This window comes from Blautia parvula (assembly GCF_020215665.1).
In the GTDB taxonomy this organism is placed as follows: domain Bacteria; phylum Bacillota; class Clostridia; order Lachnospirales; family Lachnospiraceae; genus Blautia; species Blautia celeris.
Genome location: NZ_CP084061.1, coordinates 5022063 through 5041619 on the forward strand (window position 1 = coordinate 5022063; position 19557 = coordinate 5041619).

Annotated in this window: 15 protein-coding genes; 14 read left to right on the forward strand and 1 reads right to left on the reverse strand. The window is 48.7% G+C overall.

Features of this window, described 5'->3' with window-relative positions:
* The first annotated feature begins 4 nt into the window (after window positions 1–4).
* Both LC508_RS22980 and LC508_RS22985 read left to right on the forward strand, forming a co-directional pair.
* Window positions 5–1480, forward strand: coding sequence for a bifunctional metallophosphatase/5'-nucleotidase (locus tag LC508_RS22980; protein WP_103731804.1), 1476 nt, complete (start codon window positions 5–7; stop codon window positions 1478–1480).
* A 17-nt stretch (window positions 1481–1497) separates the two neighbouring features.
* Window positions 1498–1986, forward strand: a complete 489-nt coding sequence (locus tag LC508_RS22985) for a GNAT family N-acetyltransferase (protein WP_103731805.1) — start codon at window positions 1498–1500, stop codon at window positions 1984–1986.
* Window positions 1987–1991: 5 nt separating this feature from the next.
* Here the strand turns inward: LC508_RS22985 and LC508_RS22990 are convergent, their stop codons facing one another.
* Window positions 1992–3344, reverse strand: coding sequence for an MATE family efflux transporter (locus LC508_RS22990; protein ID WP_033139179.1), 1353 nt, complete (start codon window positions 3342–3344; stop codon window positions 1992–1994).
* A 164-nt stretch (window positions 3345–3508) separates the two neighbouring features.
* Between LC508_RS22990 and LC508_RS22995 the strand changes: the two genes are divergently transcribed.
* From LC508_RS22995 to LC508_RS23050, 12 genes are all read left to right on the forward strand, one after another.
* Window positions 3509–4162: a TetR/AcrR family transcriptional regulator gene (locus LC508_RS22995; protein ID WP_033139123.1), complete on the forward strand. Its 654-nt coding sequence runs from the start codon at window positions 3509–3511 to the stop codon at window positions 4160–4162.
* 91 nt (window positions 4163–4253) lie between these two features.
* Window positions 4254–4970, forward strand: coding sequence for an ABC transporter ATP-binding protein (locus LC508_RS23000; RefSeq protein WP_054350645.1), 717 nt, complete (start codon window positions 4254–4256; stop codon window positions 4968–4970).
* Window positions 4967–5683 (forward strand): ABC transporter permease, encoded by a 717-nt coding sequence (locus LC508_RS23005; protein ID WP_103731807.1) that lies wholly within the window; start codon window positions 4967–4969, stop codon window positions 5681–5683. Before LC508_RS23000 ends, LC508_RS23005 begins: the two co-directional genes overlap by 4 nt.
* A 3-nt stretch (window positions 5684–5686) precedes the next feature.
* Window positions 5687–6970, forward strand: coding sequence for an MFS transporter (locus tag LC508_RS23010; RefSeq protein WP_081960099.1), 1284 nt, complete (start codon window positions 5687–5689; stop codon window positions 6968–6970).
* Window positions 6971–6990: 20 nt separating this feature from the next.
* A complete protein-coding gene (locus LC508_RS23015; protein WP_225305251.1) occupies window positions 6991–7818 on the forward strand; it encodes an alpha/beta fold hydrolase in 828 nt (275 codons plus the stop codon).
* Window positions 7819–7949: 131 nt separating this feature from the next.
* Window positions 7950–9869 carry a diguanylate cyclase gene (locus LC508_RS23020; RefSeq protein WP_103731809.1) on the forward strand — a complete coding sequence of 640 codons (1920 nt, stop codon included), beginning with the start codon at window positions 7950–7952 and terminating at the stop codon, window positions 9867–9869.
* 36 nt (window positions 9870–9905) lie between these two features.
* Window positions 9906–10238, forward strand: a complete 333-nt coding sequence (locus tag LC508_RS23025) for a nucleotide pyrophosphohydrolase (RefSeq protein WP_033139117.1) — start codon at window positions 9906–9908, stop codon at window positions 10236–10238.
* Between the two features lie 18 nt (window positions 10239–10256).
* Window positions 10257–11084, forward strand: coding sequence for an HAD-IIB family hydrolase (locus LC508_RS23030; RefSeq protein WP_054350651.1), 828 nt, complete (start codon window positions 10257–10259; stop codon window positions 11082–11084).
* A 14-nt stretch (window positions 11085–11098) separates the two neighbouring features.
* Window positions 11099–11623 (forward strand): ribonuclease domain-containing protein, encoded by a 525-nt coding sequence (locus LC508_RS23035; protein WP_054350652.1) that lies wholly within the window; start codon window positions 11099–11101, stop codon window positions 11621–11623.
* Window positions 11620–11868: a barstar family protein gene (locus tag LC508_RS23040; RefSeq protein ID WP_054350653.1), complete on the forward strand. Its 249-nt coding sequence runs from the start codon at window positions 11620–11622 to the stop codon at window positions 11866–11868. The genes LC508_RS23035 and LC508_RS23040 overlap by 4 nt, the downstream gene beginning before the upstream one ends.
* A 21-nt stretch (window positions 11869–11889) precedes the next feature.
* A complete protein-coding gene (locus LC508_RS23045) occupies window positions 11890–12657 on the forward strand; it encodes a hypothetical protein (RefSeq protein ID WP_033139113.1) in 768 nt (255 codons plus the stop codon).
* Between the two features lie 352 nt (window positions 12658–13009).
* Window positions 13010–19540, forward strand: coding sequence for a discoidin domain-containing protein (locus tag LC508_RS23050; protein ID WP_118593870.1), 6531 nt, complete (start codon window positions 13010–13012; stop codon window positions 19538–19540).
* The last annotated feature ends 17 nt before the right edge of the window (window positions 19541–19557 follow it).

The window sequence follows — 19557 nt, forward strand, 5'->3', positions numbered from 1 at the left end:
AAGAATGGCACAAAAGAATTTAAAACATCTTACGCTCCTGCATTCCAATGACATGCACGGCGATTTTCTGGCAGAAGAAATTGATAATGAGCTGGTGGGAGGTGTCTCCCTGCTTTCGGGTTATGTAAACCAGGTCAGGAGAGATACCCCCAATACCCTTTACATGATCGCAGGGGACATGTTCAGAGGCTCTCTTATAGATACGGAATTCAAGGGAATCTCCACCATAGAGATTATGAATGTCCTGGGGCCTGATATTGTCTCCCTGGGAAACCACGAACTGGATTACGGCATTGCGCATCTGCTCTTTTTGGAGCGCTGCTGCAAATTCCCCATTGTAAACGCCAATATCTACATCAGACCCACAGGCATGCGTCTGTTTCAGTCCCACAGGATTCTTCACGTGGACGGCATGAAGATCCTTGTCATGGGACTTTTGACGGAAGATATCATGAGCAAGGCAAAATCAGACATGCTTCTGGGGACTTTCGTGGATCTGTCCGACGCAGCCAGGGAAGTGGGAATTATCTGCAACAGCTATAAAAATGTGGACATTGACTTTACAATTCTTCTGACACACATCGGATTTGCGGAGGATTTAAAGCTTGCCGAACAGCTTGACCCCAAATGGGGTGTGGATGTTATCATCGGCGGCCACAGCCACACCTATCTGGATGAACCGGCAGAGGTGAACAATATCCTCATTGTACAGGCCGGAATCGGAACAGACCAGATTGGCCGCTTCGAGATAGAGGTGAACACAGATACCAATTCTGTGGACAGCTATACCTGGGAGACAGTCCCCATCGATGATGCACACTGTGAGAAAAATGAAGAACTGGAACACCTCATCTATGATTTTAAGAGAGTGACAGATGAAAAATACGGGGCGATCCTCACCAGCATGGTGAGAAAGGCGACACATCCCAGCCGCTATCAGTCAACAAGCGCAGGCAATCTGTTCTGCGATGCATTGAAAATGCAGTTCGAACTGGATATTGTCATGCTTGGCTCCGGAAGCCTGCGTGCGGAGGAAATCGGGCCGATCATCACCGTAGGGGATCTGCTCAACATGTATCCCTATGACGAGACCCTGGTACGCATTGAACTGACGGGAAAAGAACTGAAAAAGGGAATTCTCCACGCTATGAAAAAAAGTGTCAGCGTGGATGGCAGTGATTCGGAATATTACCAGTTCAGCAAAGGCGTCCGCATGGTCTATTCCACAGGCCGGCAGGTGCTGACGGATGCAGTGTTTAACGGAGAGGAGATTCGGGACCAGGACGTATTTGCAGTGGGCCTGGAATTGTTCCATTACAATAACATTGACAGCTTTCTGGGGCTTGACCGGGAGATCATCGAACAGCGGAAACCAGCCCGGACCGTAACGGGAAATATCCGCACAGCCATTGAGGAATACTTCAGGGAACACAACGCGCTGCGCCCTGTATATGAAAAAAGAACCATAACAACAGATTGAGAAAGGGAGACTATAAAATGCAGATAATCATAAGAAACGCACGGCCGGGGGAGGGAGAAACCCTGGCTCTCATTGAGGCGGCCTGCTTTCCGGCATCGGAAGCAGCCAGCGCGGAGGCCATAAAAGAGCGCCTGAACGCATTTCCGGAGAAGTTTTTTGTAGCGGAAACAGAGGGAAAAGCAGTGGGATTTGTAAACGGAGGCGTGACAGACGAACCGCATCTGCCGGATGAAATGTATCACGATATAAGTTTACATAATCCAGACGGGGCCTACCAGACCGTATTCGGACTGAATGTTCTGCCTCAGTACAGAAGACAGGGAATCGCGGAAATGCTCATGAAAGCCCTGATCCAGTCTGCCCGGCAGGAGGGGAAAAAGGGAATGATCCTTACCTGTAAGGACCATATGATCCATTATTACGAAAAGTTCGGCTTTGTCTGCCACGGCAGAGCGGATTCCTGCCATGGCAATGCAGTCTGGAATGATATGCGGCTGATTTTTTGACAAGACTAAGCACGCTCAAACCCATGTATCCAGTCTGCTTTCTTATAATACAGCACAAATACCACGGAGCTTAAAAACCACGTCAGAGGATAAGCCCAGAAGATCACATTGATGGACGGTATGTATTTAACGATCACAGATATGTATGACACACGCACAATGCACCAGAACACCAGCATGACCAGCATAGGCACAGAGGCCCGTCCGGAACCGCGCAGGATAGCCGCAATGCAGTGGGAGAGCGCCAGAAGGAAGTAAAACAAAGTGACAGTCCGCGCCTGGGCGGTTCCGAACCGGATCACATGGGCTTCATTGTTGAAGGCGGCAATGAGAACCGGGGCAAAGGTATAGATGAGCACCCCGATGGCCTCGGCGATCAGCATGGAGCAGAGCAGGCCGAACCTGGCCCCCTTTTTTGCCCTGTCATATTCCTTTGCCCCGAGATTCTGGCTGACAAATGTGGTCAGCGCCAGGGTAAAGCAGTTGATAGGCAGGAAGACAAACCCCTCGATCTTGGAGTAAGCGCCGCATCCGGCCACTGCCATTTTCCCGAAGGCATTGATGTTGGTCTGGACGATCACGTTGGCGAAGGCAATGATAGAATTTTGAAATCCGGCCGGAAGCCCGTTTTTGATAATACGGCTGAACATGGTTCTGTCGAATCGTATCTTATTTATGTAAACCCGATAGTCCTCCGGGCAGCGTCTGAGCTTTCCGAAACACAGCACAGCGCTTAAAAACTGGGAGATGATCGTGGCAAGAGCAGCGGAGCCTACCCCCATGTGCAGGATAAGGATAAAAAATAAATCCAGCACGACATTTACCACAGAGGAGATGATCAGGTAAACCAGCGGGTGCCTGCTGTCTCCCACAGACTGCAGGATTCCCACGAACACATTGTACATAACAAACCCCAGGGAACCGGCAAAATAGATGCGGAAATATGTGGTGGACTGGGGAAGTACATCCGCGGGTGTTCCCATCCAGATCAGGATCTGAGGGGCCAGCACAACTCCCGCAAGAGTGAGCACAGCGCTTGCGGCAAGGCCGAGGGCTATGGTGGTGTGGATAGCTTTTTGAAGGCTTTCAATATTTCTGGCGCCGTAATATCTGGCAATTACCACGCCGGCGCCCATGGCAATGCCGTTGAAGAAGCCCACCATGAGGAAAATGAGATTCCCCGAGGAGCTTACCGCGGCCAGTGCATTGCTGTCCAGAAAATTTCCCACGATCAGGGAGTCTGCAGTGTTGTAGAGCTGCTGAAAGAGATTCCCCAGAAAAAGCGGGAGAGCGAACAGTATGATTTTTTTCCATATGGGACCTGAGGTCATCAGGGTTTTGGATTCTGCTGTATTCATGATAAGATAACTCCATTTATATTCAGTAAGAAAGTAAGGCCCGATAAACGGCCCTTTCATTATTTTACTCCTCATGTGGAAAAAAGCAACCGGAAAAGCTATTGACAAACATACCGTTGGTATGTTAACGTAAAGATAATCCAATGAAAATATGGAGGTATATTATGGCACGGAATAAATATCCGGAAGAGACAGTGAATCTGATCCTGGAGACTGCAGGCCGTCTTTTTGTGGAGAAGGGATATGAGCGGACATCTATCCAGGATATTGTGGATAATCTGGGAGGACTCAGCAAAGGCGCTATTTACCACCACTTTAAGTCCAAGGAGGAAATCCTTTCGGCTGTGACAGACCGCATGACAGAGGAATCAGAGGTTTTGTTAAGTCGGATAAGAGATGATAAGACGCTCACAGGGAAGGAAAAGCTCAGGAAACTTTTCTATGAATCCCTCAACCGTCCGGAACAGAAGGATATGTTCCGTTCTGCACCGCGTCTCGGAGAGAATCCGCAGTTATTGGCCATGGTAATGCGGGAAACCATTGATATCACGGCACCTATTTATCTGACTCCGATCATGGAGGAGGGGATAAAGGACGGCACTATCCATACCAAGTATCCGAAAGAGTTGGGCGAAGTCCTGCTTCTGCTTGGAAATGTATGGCTGAATCCCATGACAATGGATTCCACACCGGAAGAGACATACAGGAAATGCCTGTGTTTTAAGGAAATCCTGGATGCCATGGGGCTTGATATTGTGGGAGAGGAAACTGTTGAGAAACTGCAGGAACTGACAGAGATTTATAATGACCATAAATGATTTTCGGCTGCCCGGCAGCATAGTCTGAACCGGCAGCCCATTTTTTTATCATTATACATACCTACGGTCGGTATTAAAAAGGAGAAAGATAATGTACGCAGTAATAGAAATCAGAGAAGTGTCAAAAAGCTTCCAGGGGCAGAGTGTGCTGGAGCGCTGTTCCCTGAATCTGCAAAAAGGAGAGATTTACGGTCTTCTGGGTGTCAATGGAGCAGGCAAGACCACACTGATGAAGATAACCGGAGGCTTTCAGCAGCCGGATGAAGGAGAGGCCCTGATAGACGGCAGGGACAGTTGGGAGCACAGGGAAAAGATCCAGAGCAGAATAGGTTCTCTGATCGAGACACCCATATTTTATGAACACTTGTCAGCCCGTGAGAATCTGGAGATCCATATGGCATATATGGGGCAGAACAGGGATATCACAGGCGCACTGGAACAGGTAGGGCTTTCCCGGACGGGCAGAAAGCCCGTGGCGAAATTCTCCATGGGAATGAAGCAGAGGCTGGGGATTGCAAGGGCCATGCTCCATAACCCGGACTGTCTGCTGCTGGATGAACCCATTAACGGCCTGGACCCTGTGGGGATACAGGAGGTGAGGGATATCCTGCTGGCCCTGGCAGAGAGAGGCACTGCAATCCTGATATCCAGCCATATTTTAAGCGAGATGGAACAGCTTGCACACAGAGTGGGAATCCTGGCACAGGGGAAAATCGTGGAAGAGTTCTCTCCCTCCATGATGAGAGCACAGTACGGAGAAGACTTTGAAAAGTATGTCATTGACATTATGAGGAGGAAACAGGTATGAAGCTGATCAAACTGGAATTAAAAAGAACGGATTTTAAGGGCTACCTTCTGGCAGCCGCGGGCATATCGGCCTTTTGTCTGATCATGGCCTTTGCCTTTCCCCTGATTCCCAAGATGGAAGAGAGAAGTGTGACCGGCGATGACGCGCTGCTGTTTGCCACGTGGAGAGGGCTGCTTCTTCCTGTCTCCGGTCTGATCATGTCCTGTTTTGCAGTCATGGGCGGAGCCATGGCAGCCAGATTGGTGGTGACAGAATATACCGGAAAGAACGCACTTCTGCTGTTCTCCTACCCGGTGAAAAGAAAAGCTATTTTGAAGGCGAAATGTATCCTTATGTGGGGATTTGTCTTCACAGCGACCTTCTTATGTGAGACGGTCTCCTTCCTAGTGGTGGGAGTCGCTGCCAATCTGTTTCATTTCGTTCCCGAGACCTTTGGTATGGCGGAAATGGGAAGAGTGCTGGCAGCCGGCGCGGTTCTGGGAGTGATGGCAGCATCCATCGGGCAGATTTCCATGCGGGTCGGATTCTGGAAGAAATCACTGGTGGCGTCCATGGTGGCTGCTGTCATTTTGATCTGCCCTGTGACGAACCTTTTTATGCTGGGAGCCGAAAGCGGGATGTGGGTCATGGTGGGAATCATGGTCATCACTCTGGCAGGCGGCATCGGATGTTACACGGGACTTGCAAATAAAATAGAAAATATGGAGGTATAAATAATGAAGAAAAACGGGTTTTCCAGAGATTTTACACTGGTAGTCATCGGGCAGATCATCTCTCTGTTCGGCAATGCGGTAGTCAGATTTGCCCTGCCGCTCCATCTGCTGAATATTTCCCAGTCCCCTGCTTTATACGGTCTGGTGTCAGCGCTGGCGTTTCTGCCGCTGCTTATCATGTCGCCGCTGGGCGGTGTGATCGCGGACCGGGTGAATAAGAGGAACATAATGGTGGTTCTGGATTTTACCACGGCGGGTATCATTCTCCTGTTTCTTCTGCTTTCCCGGCAGGTGAACCTTGTGGCTCTCATTCTTGTGACCCTGATTCTGCTGTTCAGTATATCCGGCCTCTATCAGCCGTCTGTACAGGCAAGTATGCCGTTCCTGGTGCCGGAGGAGAAACTGGTGCAGGCAAATGCCATGATCAATACCGTGTCTTCCCTGGCCGGTCTGCTGGGACCTGTGCTGGGCGGCATTTTCTACAGTATGAAGGGAATTCATGTGGTGCTTGCGATCAGCATGGTCTGTTTTTTCCTTTCCGCTGTGATGGAGATCTTCATCAGAATCCCCTTTGTGAAAAGGGAGACAGACAGGGGCGCATTCCGCATTATCTTCGGAGACCTGAAGGAGAGTGTGCGTTTTATTGCCAAGAGCCAGAAAGTGATAGGCAAAGTTACGGTCATTATTGCGTTTGTAAACTTATTCATCTCGTCCCTGCTGATCATCGGGCTTCCGGTTCTCTGTACACAGGTGCTGGAATTTCGGGGGGCTGACCCGAATCAGATGTATGGATATCTGTCGGGGATCATGGCCTTCGGCGGCATAGCAGGGGGAATTTCTGCCGGTGTCCTTGGCAGCAGGATCAAGATCGGGGATACCTGGAAGCTCATTCTGGGGGTGGCCCTGCTCATGTTCCCTATGGGCGGAATCCTGTCTTCCGCGGTACCGGATATGGGTAAATATATGGTATTAGCAGCAGGCGCATTTCTGATGATGCTGTGTGCGACTCTGTTCACGGTGCAGACCATGTCCTTCATCCAGATAAAAACACCGGGACATTTGATTGGAAAGGTAATCTCCTGGGTCATGGCCATTGCCACCTGTTCTCAGCCTCTGGGCCAGGCCGTATACGGTGTGGTATTTGAACAGGCCAGGGGACAGGAATGGGCAATTTTCGCAGCAGCCGGTATCGCCAGTATAATCGTCAGTCTGTATCTGAGAAAAATATGGATCGCGGAAGGGATGCTGGACGGGGGAACAGAGGTCGTGTCCGGTGCATATAAATAAAGAAAAAAGCAGATTTCTCTATGTTCTATGTAAGATCCAATGACGGCACCAGAATTGCTGTCTATGAATGCAACAAGGGCTGTCCGAAAACCGTGTTTCTGGTTCACGGATGGCCCCTTTCACACAAGATTTATGAATATCAGATCGAACTGCTTACAAGGTGCGGGTATCATGTGGTGGCAGTTGATCTGAGAGGATTCGGCGAGTCTGACACACCGGCCTGTGGTTATGGGTATGACCAGATGGCAGCGGATATTTACCATGTGGTAAAATCCATGGGACTGAAAAAATTTATTCTCACAGGATTTTCCATGGGAGGGGCCATTGTGCTGCGCTATATGCGGCTGTTCTGCGGCTATGGCGTGGAGAAGCTGATTCTTCTGGCAGCGGCTGCACCGTCCTGGACACAGCGGGAGGGATATCCCTATGGTCTTACCAGGAAATATGTGGATAGCCTGATCTGTCTGGCTGAGACGGACAGACCGCAGCTTGCCTGTAACTTCAGCCATGAACAGCTTTTCGCTGCGCCTCACAGAGAACCGGTGAAACAATGGTTTCGGGATATAGCTCTCTCGGCATCCGGATTAGGTACTGTCAGAAGCGCAATGGCACTCAGGGATGAGGATGGGCGCTGTGACCTTCCCTGTGTCCATGTTCCCACATGGATCATCCACGGGGGAAAGGATGTGGTGGTATCCAATGACCTGGCCCGTATCCAGAAGGAGGGAATCCCCTGTTCCCGGCTGGTGACCCTTGAAAACAGCGGACACGGTATCATGTATGATGAGCTGGCCCTGTTTAACAGGATATTTTTGCGGGTAGTCAGAACCAATCCCCAGGAACGATAGAGAAACGTTCGCATGGTTTTTAACCGCATGTCAGAAATGGCATGCGGTTTGTGTGTTTATATGCTATAATAGCTAAAAAAGCGTGAGGCCGCTTCCGAGGGCGGCGTACAGTTGAGGAAAGGGGAAATTTTGTGCAGAAAATTTTTACCAGGTACATCAGCTATGTTGTCGCTGTGGCTCTTCTGGCTATTTTAGTATTGAACTGGGGGCTGCAGGGGCGAAATGCCAGGAGCCAGATGGTACAGAACTCTACGCTCAAACTGGGACAGATATCGCAGACCATTGACAATAATGAGGTGGAGCTGCTGAACCTGAAGGAGAGCCTCAGTGAGGATTATTTGACAAGAGCCTATGCTTTCGCCTATATTATAGAACAGAATCCCAGTGTACTGGACAGCCAGCAGGAACTGGAGCGGATCGCGGAGCTGCTCAATGTGGATGAGCTTCATGTGATCGATGAAAACGGGATTCTCTTTGCAGGCAGTATTCCGAAATATTTCGGCATGGACTTCCATACCACGGACCAGACAGAAGAATTTCTCAGTATTTTAGATGATCCGAGTTCCTATCTGGTGCAGGATATAAGACCGAACGGCTACGAACAGAAGGTATTCCAGTATATCGGTGTGGCGCGCCAGGATAAGAAGGGGATCGTACAGGTGGGAATGGCGCCGACCAGGATGCTGGAGGCCCAGAAGAGAAACCAGCTCGACTACATATTCTCCAGAGTTCCTGTGGATGCAGGGGGTGTGCTTTTTGCCATAGATAAGGAGAGTGGTGAAGTGCTGGCCCATTCTGATGAGAGTATGGCCGGCAGCAGTATGAAGAATCTGGGATTGACGGAGGAAGAGATCGCAGACTGCAGAGACGGCGGATTTATCCATCAGGAGGGGAAAAAGATATTTTGTGTCAGCCTGGAGAAGGATAACCTGATACTGGTTTCAGGTGAAAATGAGAAGGAGCTTTATGAGGAACGGAATACGCAGACGATCCTTACTTTTTGTTATCTGGTTCTGGTGTATCTGGTGACCATTCTGGTCATTAACCGTCTTCTGAAGCATCAGATCGTGGACGGGATACACACCATCATGGATGATCTGCATGATATTACAGACGGTGATCTGGATACTGTGGTGAAGATGGACAGCAATCCAGAATTCAGGCAGCTCAGCCAGGGAATCAATAAAATGGTGCAGGGAATCCTGGATGCCACGGTCAAGATCTCAAAGGTCATTGACACGCTGGACCTGCCCATAGGTGTGTTTGAATTCAATGAGGACAGCGAAAAAGTAATGGCCACAGAACGTATCCGGCTTGTGCTTGACTGGACAGAGGAGGAGATGAACCGGGCCTGCCGGGACAGGAATATCTTCCGGGTCATGCTGGAGAAGACTCTGAGGGCAGCTTTTGACAAGAGAGGCAGTGATTTTAAGATCAGGGAAAATCCCGAGAAGTGGGTCCGTATCTTTACCACCACGGAAAACGGAAGCACTTTTGGAATCATCTCAGATGTGACGGGAGAGGTACAGGAAAAGAAACGGCTGGAGCACGAGAGGGACTACGACTCCCTTACCGGGCTATGCAATCTGGATACCTTCAGAAAAGAAGTGGAGAATATCCTTACGGGCCGTGACATTGGTGAGTGTGCCATGGTCATGATGGATCTTGACAGCTTCAAGGGGATCAATGACCATTTTGGACATGACTGGGGCGATGAATATCTGCGCGTCTGTGCAGGATTTTTGACAGAGTTCAACGGAGAAAAGGGAATCGCGGCCAGGCGTTCCGGGGATGAGTTCTGCCTCTTTCTGCATCACTATAAGACAAAGCAGGAGATTGCCAATGATATGGAGGAATTTTACAGCAGGCTGCAGCAGAACCCTGTGGTATTTCCGGATAAGAGCAGCAGAATGCTGGAGATATCTTCAGGTCTTGCCTGGTACGGCGGCGGTCTGAAGGAGTTCCAGACACTTTTAAAAGCAGCGGATTATGCCCTGTATGATGCAAAGAACAGCGGAAAGGGAATCATGAAACAGTATTCCCTGAACTGACACTAATCATAAAGAGAAAGAGAGGAGACAGACAACATGGATAAAGATACAACTGTGGCGGACTTAAAAAGCAGAGTATTCGATTTTTGCGAGGAGAGGCATTGGAACAAATCCCATAATCCTAAGGATTTGTCCATCGGTATTTCCACAGAGGCCAATGAACTGATGGATTTGTTCCGTTTCAAGTCAAATGACCAGATGAAAGAAATGATGAAAGATAAGAAGAAGAGGGAGCGCATAGGGGAGGAGCTGGCAGATACCCTGATTTTTTCCTTGCGTTTTGCCCAGATGTATGCGTTTGACATTGACGATATCATCCGTGATAAGATGGTGAAAAATGCGGTGAAATATCCTAAGCCTGAGAAATAACGGCGGGAAGGAGTACGGATGGAGATCAGATGTATTGCCCTTGATCTGGACAGGACGACCCTGGACGGGGACGGATATCTGCCGGAGGAAAACAGAAAGGCCCTGGAGGAAGTTATGGAAAAGGGCGTGCAGGTAGTGGTGGCCAGCGGAAGGGCCCTTTCCACGCTGCCGGCGGCGATCAGGGAGATGGAAGGGATACGGTATGCCATTACATCAAACGGAGCTGCAGTATATGAACTCCACACAGGAAAATGCCTGAAACAATATAAGATGACAGAGGAGTCAGTGCGCCGCATTTTGACGCTCACAAGGAATTTTCCTGTGACCTATGAAGCATTTGTGGATGGCGAGGCTTATGCACCCAGGGCTTATGTGGAAAGACCTGTGCAATTCGGCGCCAGTGTCCGGGCCATTCCTTATATCCAGGGAACCAGAAGGCCGGTGGAGGATATTCGGGCATTTATCTGTGACCATGCCTCTGTACTGGACGGCATGGACGTCATAACAGGGGACCGGGAGCTGAAGACCAGGCTGTGGCAGCTTCTGAACGCGGAGGTCCGGGATGTGTATATCACTTCTTCGGTGGCACAGCTTTTGGAAATTTCTTATAAAGATGCAGGGAAACATACAGGGGCAGCCTTTCTTCTGGACTATCTCGGACTGTGCAGGGAGGAGCTTGCGGCTTTCGGGGATGGAGATAACGATGCGGAACTTCTGGCGTTTGCGGGAATTGGGATCGCGATGGAGAATGCATCCGTAAAATGTAAGGAATCTGCAGACTGTATCACCCTGTCCAATGAGGCGTGCGGGGTTGCCCACGGCATCAGGAACATACTGAAATTATAAGAGAGGCAAAAAATATGATTCAAAATTGGAAACACAAGTTCAGATATATTGGCGGCATTCTGATACTGCTGCTCTGCCTGCTCACCGGATGCACCGGAACTGCGGACGGCACGGCAGGCCGGACAGAACAGGATTCTGCCAGGACAGTGCAGCAGGAGGAACAGGATGCAGAGGCATCGGCGCTGGAGGAATCGGGAACTTATACCTCGAAAGAGGATGTGGCAACTTATATCCATCGGTTTGGTCATCTTCCGGATAATTTTATTACCAAGAAGGAGGCCAAGAACGCCGGATGGGTCAGCAGTAAGGGGAACCTGTCTGAAGCCGCCCCGGGCAAGAGCATCGGCGGAGACAGATTCGGCAACTATGAGGGAATCCTGCCGGAAAAAGAGGGGCGGCAGTATTATGAATGTGACATTGACAGCGATGGAGGCTATCGGGGGGCAAAGCGGATCGTCTATTCCGATGACGGTCTTGTGTATTACACAGAGGACCACTACGAAACCTTTGAGCTTTTGTATGGAGAGGAGAATCCATGAGGATAGTCCTGGACGCGTTATGTATGGAAGAGAAGGAGACAGCACATACATATCTGAAAGAAAAACTGCGGCTGCCGGATTATTATGGGGGCAATCTGGACGCGTTGTACGACTGTCTTACAGATGAGGAAGAGATGGAGATAGAGGTGGAGAACAGAGAGCAGGCGGGGAAATATTTTCTGCGGATATGGAACGTTCTGCTGGATGCCGCCGAAGAAAATGAAGGTCTTCAGTTGATTGGCTAGTAAAAACACAGGAGAAAGAGTATGGGTAAAATGCAGAAAGACAGCAAAAAAGCATCTAAGAAATGGATATGGATTCTTCTGGCAGTTATAGCCGTAATATTGGCAGCAGCAGTTGTGATCTTCATGAAGGGCAGAACAGAGAAAGAAGTATTTTCCGTTGACGGACAGCCGGTCTACAGGGAAGAAGTGGCATGTATCGTCAATAAGATCAAATTATACCAGAGAGAAAAAACAGCAGAGAAGGCCGGGATTGATGTGTCAGAATTTACCTGGGAGACAGAGGCCGATGGAAAGACGGGATATGAATACCTGGCTGATGCAGTGGTGGAGGAGCTTAAAGAAATTAAGACCATGCAGAAAGAGGCCATGGATAACGGCCTTGCAGATGCGATTGATTATCCGTCCCTGATGAAGGCAATGGAAAAAGAAAACAAGGACAGGGGAGAGAAAAAGGGGAACAATGAAACCGTATTCGGAGTGACCCGGTACACGGCGGACCAGTTCTATGATTACTTCAACGAAAATCTGTCCCTTCAGAATAAACGGGAGCTGACCAATAAAGATGTACTTACCGCATCCGATGAGGAGGCAAGGGCTGTTTATGATGCAGACCCGGAATACTTTGACAATGAGGATTATGAGAATGTAAAGACATCTGCCCAAAATCTTGTGTTAGAGAACAAGTACCAGGAGCATTTAAAAGAAATGGCGGAAGGGGCCAAAGTAGAGATACCGGATGAACAGGCACTGTTACAGGCTGTGAAGGACGCACTGGAAGGAAAATCGTAAAACAAAGGTGATCAATCACTGTGCATATACTGCGCTGACCGTAAGAAAACATTTAGCAGATAGATAAAAAGAGAGCTGTTTACACAGAAAGCTGGAAGTGTGAACAGCTCTTTTTTACCGGGAAAATGCCCCTAGTTTGTTTTATCTGTCATTTTTTTTGTATTATTAGTTTGCGATAAAATATAAATGGTCGAAAATGACGAAAAATAAGTAGAAATCGTAAAAATTTATGTATATATGTGGACTATAATAGAAGACACGGCAATGCAACACCTGTCAAAATGACGGAAGCGGATCAGCGCAGCGTGTTGAAGCTCATTGCGTAAATATTCTTTTGGAAGGAGAGCAATGTATGAAATCATGGAAGCGATGGAACAGGGCGTTTAGTGTTACTCTGGCGACGGCTCTTGTCTGTACTTCAGTTAATTTCCCGGTTTATGTGCAGGCAGCCACAGATAACCAGGGAAGTATACCTGAAGCAGCCACGGAGAGTATCCCGGAAGTATCCGGCACGGTCTACCATGTGGACAGCGAGAACGGCAGTGATGAGAATGGGGATGGATCGATCAGTAATCCGTTCAAAACCTTGGATAAGGTGAACACCATTGAATTACAGCCGGGAGACGGCATCAGCCTGAAGAAAGGCAGCATTTTTGACAACCAGCAGCTTGCACCGAAAGGCACCGGAACGGAGGAGAAACCCATTGTAATTGATACATATGGTGAGGGAAACATGCCTGTGATCAATGCAGGAGGATTCAGAAGAACCGGTGAAAAAAATGACGACGGCACACCTGAATATGCAGGCTACAAAGAAGCAGTCCTGATTCAGAACATGGAGTATACCTATGTGACTGGCCTGGAAGTTACAAATGACGACGCATTTAACGAGACAAGTGAAGCAAATGACCAGAACAACCTGAACTCCGGAAGTGACGATGTGATCCCGAGACGTCTCGGTATCCATGTTACCATTGACGAGAGAGAGACGGTTAACAAAACTCTGGAGGGTGACAGAGAATACAACACAGTTGTCATCGACGGCTGTTATGTACATGATGTGGACGGAAATGAGAACCGCGGTGTGAACAAAGTAGACGGCGGTATCGGCGTTGAGGTTATCTTCAGCTCAAAAGCAGGGGTATATCCTTACTTCAACGGCGTGACCATCCAGAACAACAGAATTGACCAGTGTGACCGTACAGGAATCAAGGCAATCCGCCTTTCTGACCTGGACAACTTCAGAAACAACACACCGGGTACTGACAATTATGACCCGAATAATGATGCGGATTATAATGGGGCCAATGATGGTGTGCGCCATGACAATATCCGTTATAAAGACCAGGCACAGAGAGGCCTTCATATTGTAGGAAACTATCTGAGCGATATCGGCGGTGACGGTATCCTTGTCTGCGAATCACAGGGCGCTTTGGTAGAGCACAATGTGGTGAACGGACAGGCCATGCGTGCGAAAGGCGCCAATGCAGGTATCTGGGCATGGAACTCTTTTGATACCTTATTCCGCTATAATGAGAGCTTTGACGGTCCTGCTTATAACCAGGATGGCTGCTCTTACGACAGTGATTACTGGTGTGCAGGTACTACCTTTGAGTACAACTACAGCCACGATACACCTATGGGCTTTATGCTTATGATGGGCAATAACAATACAGATATTATCCGTTATAATGTGAGCCAGAATGACGGCCTTGCATGGCGCCACGGGGCAGGAAATACCAGTTCAGAGAGCTACATTTATAATAATGTATTTTATTATGATGGTGCGGACTGGGTATTCAACCACAGCAACGGCGGCGGTTCTGCATTAGGTGATGCATACAACTGGTGTATGTATAACAACATTTACTATAACTACAATACAGAAGTTCCCAGTAAATGGGGCAGCGCTGAGACAACGGCTGAGAGCTGGAACAACTCTTACCTGAAACAGGCAGGAAACCTGGTATATGAAGCCAGCGGCATCCATGACCCGGGTGAGATTCCCAATGCCATCCAGGCAGATCCGCTCTTTGAAAATCCGGGCGGCGGCGAGAGTGCCACGATCAGTGAAGACGGAATGACAGCCACCTCCAACTGGGAATCTTTGAAGGCTTACGCCCTGAAAGAAGGTTCTGCAGCAATCGGTAATGGTGTGTATGTCAATGTCGTTCCTGCATCCAGTCCGGAAAATAAAGGACTCTGGGACTACACTTCAGACAGAAATGCCAAGACAGATTTCTTCGGCAATGCTCTTTACGACGGAGCACCTGATATCGGTATTATGGAGATGACAGGTGTGAAAGGTGCAGAATTTGCACTGGAGAGCAACGCGGCTTATAAAGTATACGATCCGGAATGCGGAGAATATCTTGCAAGCGGAGAAAACGGTCTGGAAGTAAATGCATCCGGAAGCCAGTTCGTAATGGAGAATGCAGGCGACGGATACAAAGTGAAAATCTGGGATACAGAGAACAATGCTTATCTGTACCTGAATGCCGACGGCGACAGCGCGGTTCTGTCAGAGAAAGACACAACTGTATGGTCAGCCGTTGATATGAAGAACGGACTTCATCAGCTCAAATCAGGAGACAAATTCCTTGTCTGCAATAATGACGGAACGCTTTCTCTTGGCACAGCAGGTACTGACTGGCAGTTTGTCCTTCAGGAGCACTCCAAGTCCTATAATGTGGGCGGAGATGTCATCGACGGATTCAGCGCAGACCAAGCTTATGATGAAAATAAGAAATTATCCGGCTATGTTGGTGAGTACAGCAAGCTGACAGGAAGCGGCAGCGGTGTATACGCAACAGGTGTTACTGCCGACACGATTGAGTACAAGATTTATGCATCAGACGCTGCCCACAATCTGAAACTCTATGTTTCTGAGATGGAAAACGCTGCCGGACGTACATTTGACGTTCTGGTAAACGGTGAGGTGGCAAAAGAGAGATATACCTTAACAGGTGATACAGATGTGATTGAAATCGGTTCTGTATATCCGGCAGGTGGTGTCATTACTGTAAAACTGCAGAGTGCATACAGTGAAGAAGCCGGAACAATGACCAATCCGATTCTGAATGGTATTGCAGCAGACATGGCTGTTATGTCAGAAGTGAATATGAGACTGGATGCCGGTAATTCCGACACATCCAATATGGGCAACCATGACGGCCTGTTCGAGGATGCGGAATTTGAAGTTACAGGAAGCGGATGGTACGCAAACGGTGATACAACCACTGAGGAGATCAACAGTTCTCTCGGCGGACAGAAACCGGTGCCGGATGCAGGCCTGGGAACCGCACTGAAGAGCGGACGCGCAGGTGAGGACTTTGGCTACAAGTTCAAAGTTGCACCGGGACTTTACAGAGTGAAACTGTACTTCAATGACACAAGCGCAGATGATTTTACACCGGGAACATTTGATGTGAGTGTAAACGGTTCTGTAGTGGAAGAAGGATTTGCCATTCCGGAACAGAACAAAGCTTACGATATCACAGTTACCGCAGAGGCAAAAGACGGTCTGATCGATATCGGACTGAAAGCCACAGAGGGCAAAGCGATTGTCAATGCAGTTCTTGTTGAGCCTTATCAGGAGATTACAGGTGAGAATCTGGCACTGAATAAGACAACAGATACAAGCGGACAGGAAGCAGAGTCCATGGCAGCAAAATACGCAGTTGACGGCAGCCAGTCCACACGTTACAGCAGCGGTATGGGACAGAACCAGTGGATATCCATAGATTTGGATAAGAAATACATGGTAGACACTGTAGCAGTTGACTGGACACCGGGTGCCTACGCTGCAGATTATGAAGTGCAGGTATCTGCAGACGGAGAGACATGGAATACTGTTAAAACGGTTAACAGTGCATATCCGGGACTTAACCTGGTTAAATTCGAGCCAGCCGAGGCACAGTTCGTAGCAATTGTTTCTATTAACAATGCAAACGAATGGGGAATGTCCATGACAGAACTGGGCGTATACGGTGAGGAGATCACAGGAAGCCCGGCAGCAACTGTCAATACTGAGGATAAAGGAAACCATAACTATCAGGTAAATGTAGGTCTTGAGAATATCTACAACAAGTACAGAAACACAGTTGTGGAGTATACCTATGACCCGTCTCAGATCACCTTGAACACAGACAGCGCAGCAGCAAATGAAGACGCACTTCTGAAGACTGTAGAGCCGACTGTGACAGATAATGAAGACGGAACACAGACCGTGCGTTTCACCTATGGAATCAAGAAACAGGATGCATTCAAGAAGGCTGCGGAACTTATGAATGTAACCTTTACGGCAGAAGAGGGAGCAACAAGGAAACCGGTAACTGTCAATGTATCCTTCAGCAACGCAGAGGGACATGTGACGAATCTGGAAAAAGTGATCACCTATGTACCGAATAACTTTACATATGAAGATTTAGGCGCTTTGATCCAGGATGCAGAAGCACAGATGAATGCAGCAGTGGTAGGACCGAAACCGGGCGAATACACCCAGGAAGCAGTCGATACCTTCAAAGCTGCTGTTGACGAAGCAAAAGCAGTTCCGGAAGGAAAAGACGCGGCAGAATACGAAGCCGCATATGTAAAACTGGAAGCAGCGATGAAGGCCTTCACCGAGGCAGTCAATGTGGCCCAGTACAACACTTATTATGAAGATTTTGCAGCAGCAGAGGAGATGAACTTTGATCTCAGCAATGCGTCCGGACAGCTTACGCAGGACGGCCTGTTATTATCTGTAAATGCAGGCGGAATCGCTAAGGACATGAACGCTGCAGCAATCAGCCAGGGTGTTTTCCGCATCCGCTTCAGCACAGACAGCGTGGAAGATCAGACACTGTTTACCGTTGGTAACGGAATCATGTTCGGATATGATGCAGGCGGCGGAAACTGGTTCTACGATAAGACGGCAGACGGAGGCTGGGGCAACTTTACTTACGGCTATGAGCTGACAGCTAACGAAGAGCATGAGATTATCTTTAAGTTTATGCCGAGTGCCGGCAGGGCAGCAGGGGCATATGACCTGACCTTATGGTATGACGGAACAGAACTCGGTCATGCTGAGGATGTTCTTTACAGCACAGAGCCGGGCCAGTATACACTGCAGACCAGAAGAAACGCACACAATATTACAGTAAAAGAAGTATACTACGGTGATGAGGTTCCGACACACACCGTAACAGTAACCGCCGGCGAAAACGGAACTGTCAGCCAGACAGGCGACGTATCTGTTTACAGCGAGACGAACAAAACATTTGTAATCAAACCGGATAAAGGCTATACTGTAGATACCGTAATGCTTGACGGTGCACCGGCAGTAGTCGAGAACAACAGAGTAACTCTTGAATATGTGATCGAAGACCATACACTGGACGTTACCTTCAAGAAGATCGAGACCTCCAGTCTGGAAGCACTCATCAATGAGATGAAGGAAATAACGGCTGACGGTTATACACCGGAAAGCTACCAGAAATTCCAGGATGCAATCGCGGCAGCGGAAGCTGTTATGGAAAATGCAACATCCCAGAAGGAGATCACCGATGCGATCGTAGCCCTGGGCAATGCAAAAGATGTTCTGGTTAAGATCCAGTTGGAAAGCATTACAGTCGATACAGAGAATGCCAAGAAGGAATATCTGTTAGGCGAAGAATTCAGCGCAGAAGGAATTCAGGTATTTGCTGTATACAATGACGGCAGCACCAAAGAGCTGAGCACAGACGATTACACAATTACCGGATTTGATTCCAGTGTGATCGGACCAAAGGAGATCACAGTTACCTATACCGAAGGTGAGCTTGAGAAGACAGCAGTATTTACCGTACAGGTTAAGCTGACTGTAGATACTACAAGTCTGGAATTGGCCATCACAATGGCTGAAAAACTGGCAGACGGAAGCCAGTCCTTCTCACCGGAGAGCTGGGCAGCCGTGGAAGAGGCTCTGAACGAAGCAAACGCGCTTCTGACAACTCTTGAAACAACACAGGGACAGGTAGACGATGCGTTTACAAAACTCATCAATGCCATTGTTGACCTGAAACCGGGCGTACAGAAATACGGTCTGGAAGCGGCAATCGCGGGAGCAGAGGCAATCCTCGCAGATCCTGTGACAGAAGAACGCTATACGGAAGGCAGTGTGCAGGCAGTCAAAGATGCATTAGAGGCAGCCAAGACTGTATATGATACCGTGTACGGCGAAGATGAAGTAGAAGAAGGACAGAAAGCTGTCAATGAGGCAACCACAAACCTGCTTACTGCAGTATCCCAGATGTTAGATAAGGATTTTGCCCGTCTGCACGCGATCATTGCACAGGCAGAAGCAATCCTTCAGGATGCCGACAAGTACACAAGTGAGTCCGTGGAGAACCTTAAGACTGTACTGAGTGCAGCCAAAGAGACAGCAGCCAACACGGAACTGACAGGCCAGGAAGCAAGAGACGCCTATGCAGCTCTGGCAGAAGCCATTACAGGCCTTACATTCAAGGGAAATAAGGCGGAACTGGAATCTGTTATGGCAAAAGCACAGGAGATCCTGGATAATTCGGGCAGATATCTGGCAGCCAGCATTGACGGTCTGAAGGAAGCTCTTGACAGCGCAAAGGTAATTTACGACAAACCGGATGCAGTTCAGGATGAGATCAATGCAGCGATTGCTGCACTTGTGAAAGAATGTGAAGAAGTAAGGCTTCTGGGTGATGTGGACCTGAACGGCGTTGTGAATGCAGCCGACAGTGCACTGCTGCTGAAATACAGTGTAGGTCTCACAGAGCTGACAGAGGAGCAGATCCTGATCGGTGATGTGAATGTTGACAACCAGACCAACACAACTGACGCAACCAAGATCCTGCAGATGGCAGCAGAGAAGATCACCACATTTTAAATATCAGAGGAAAATCT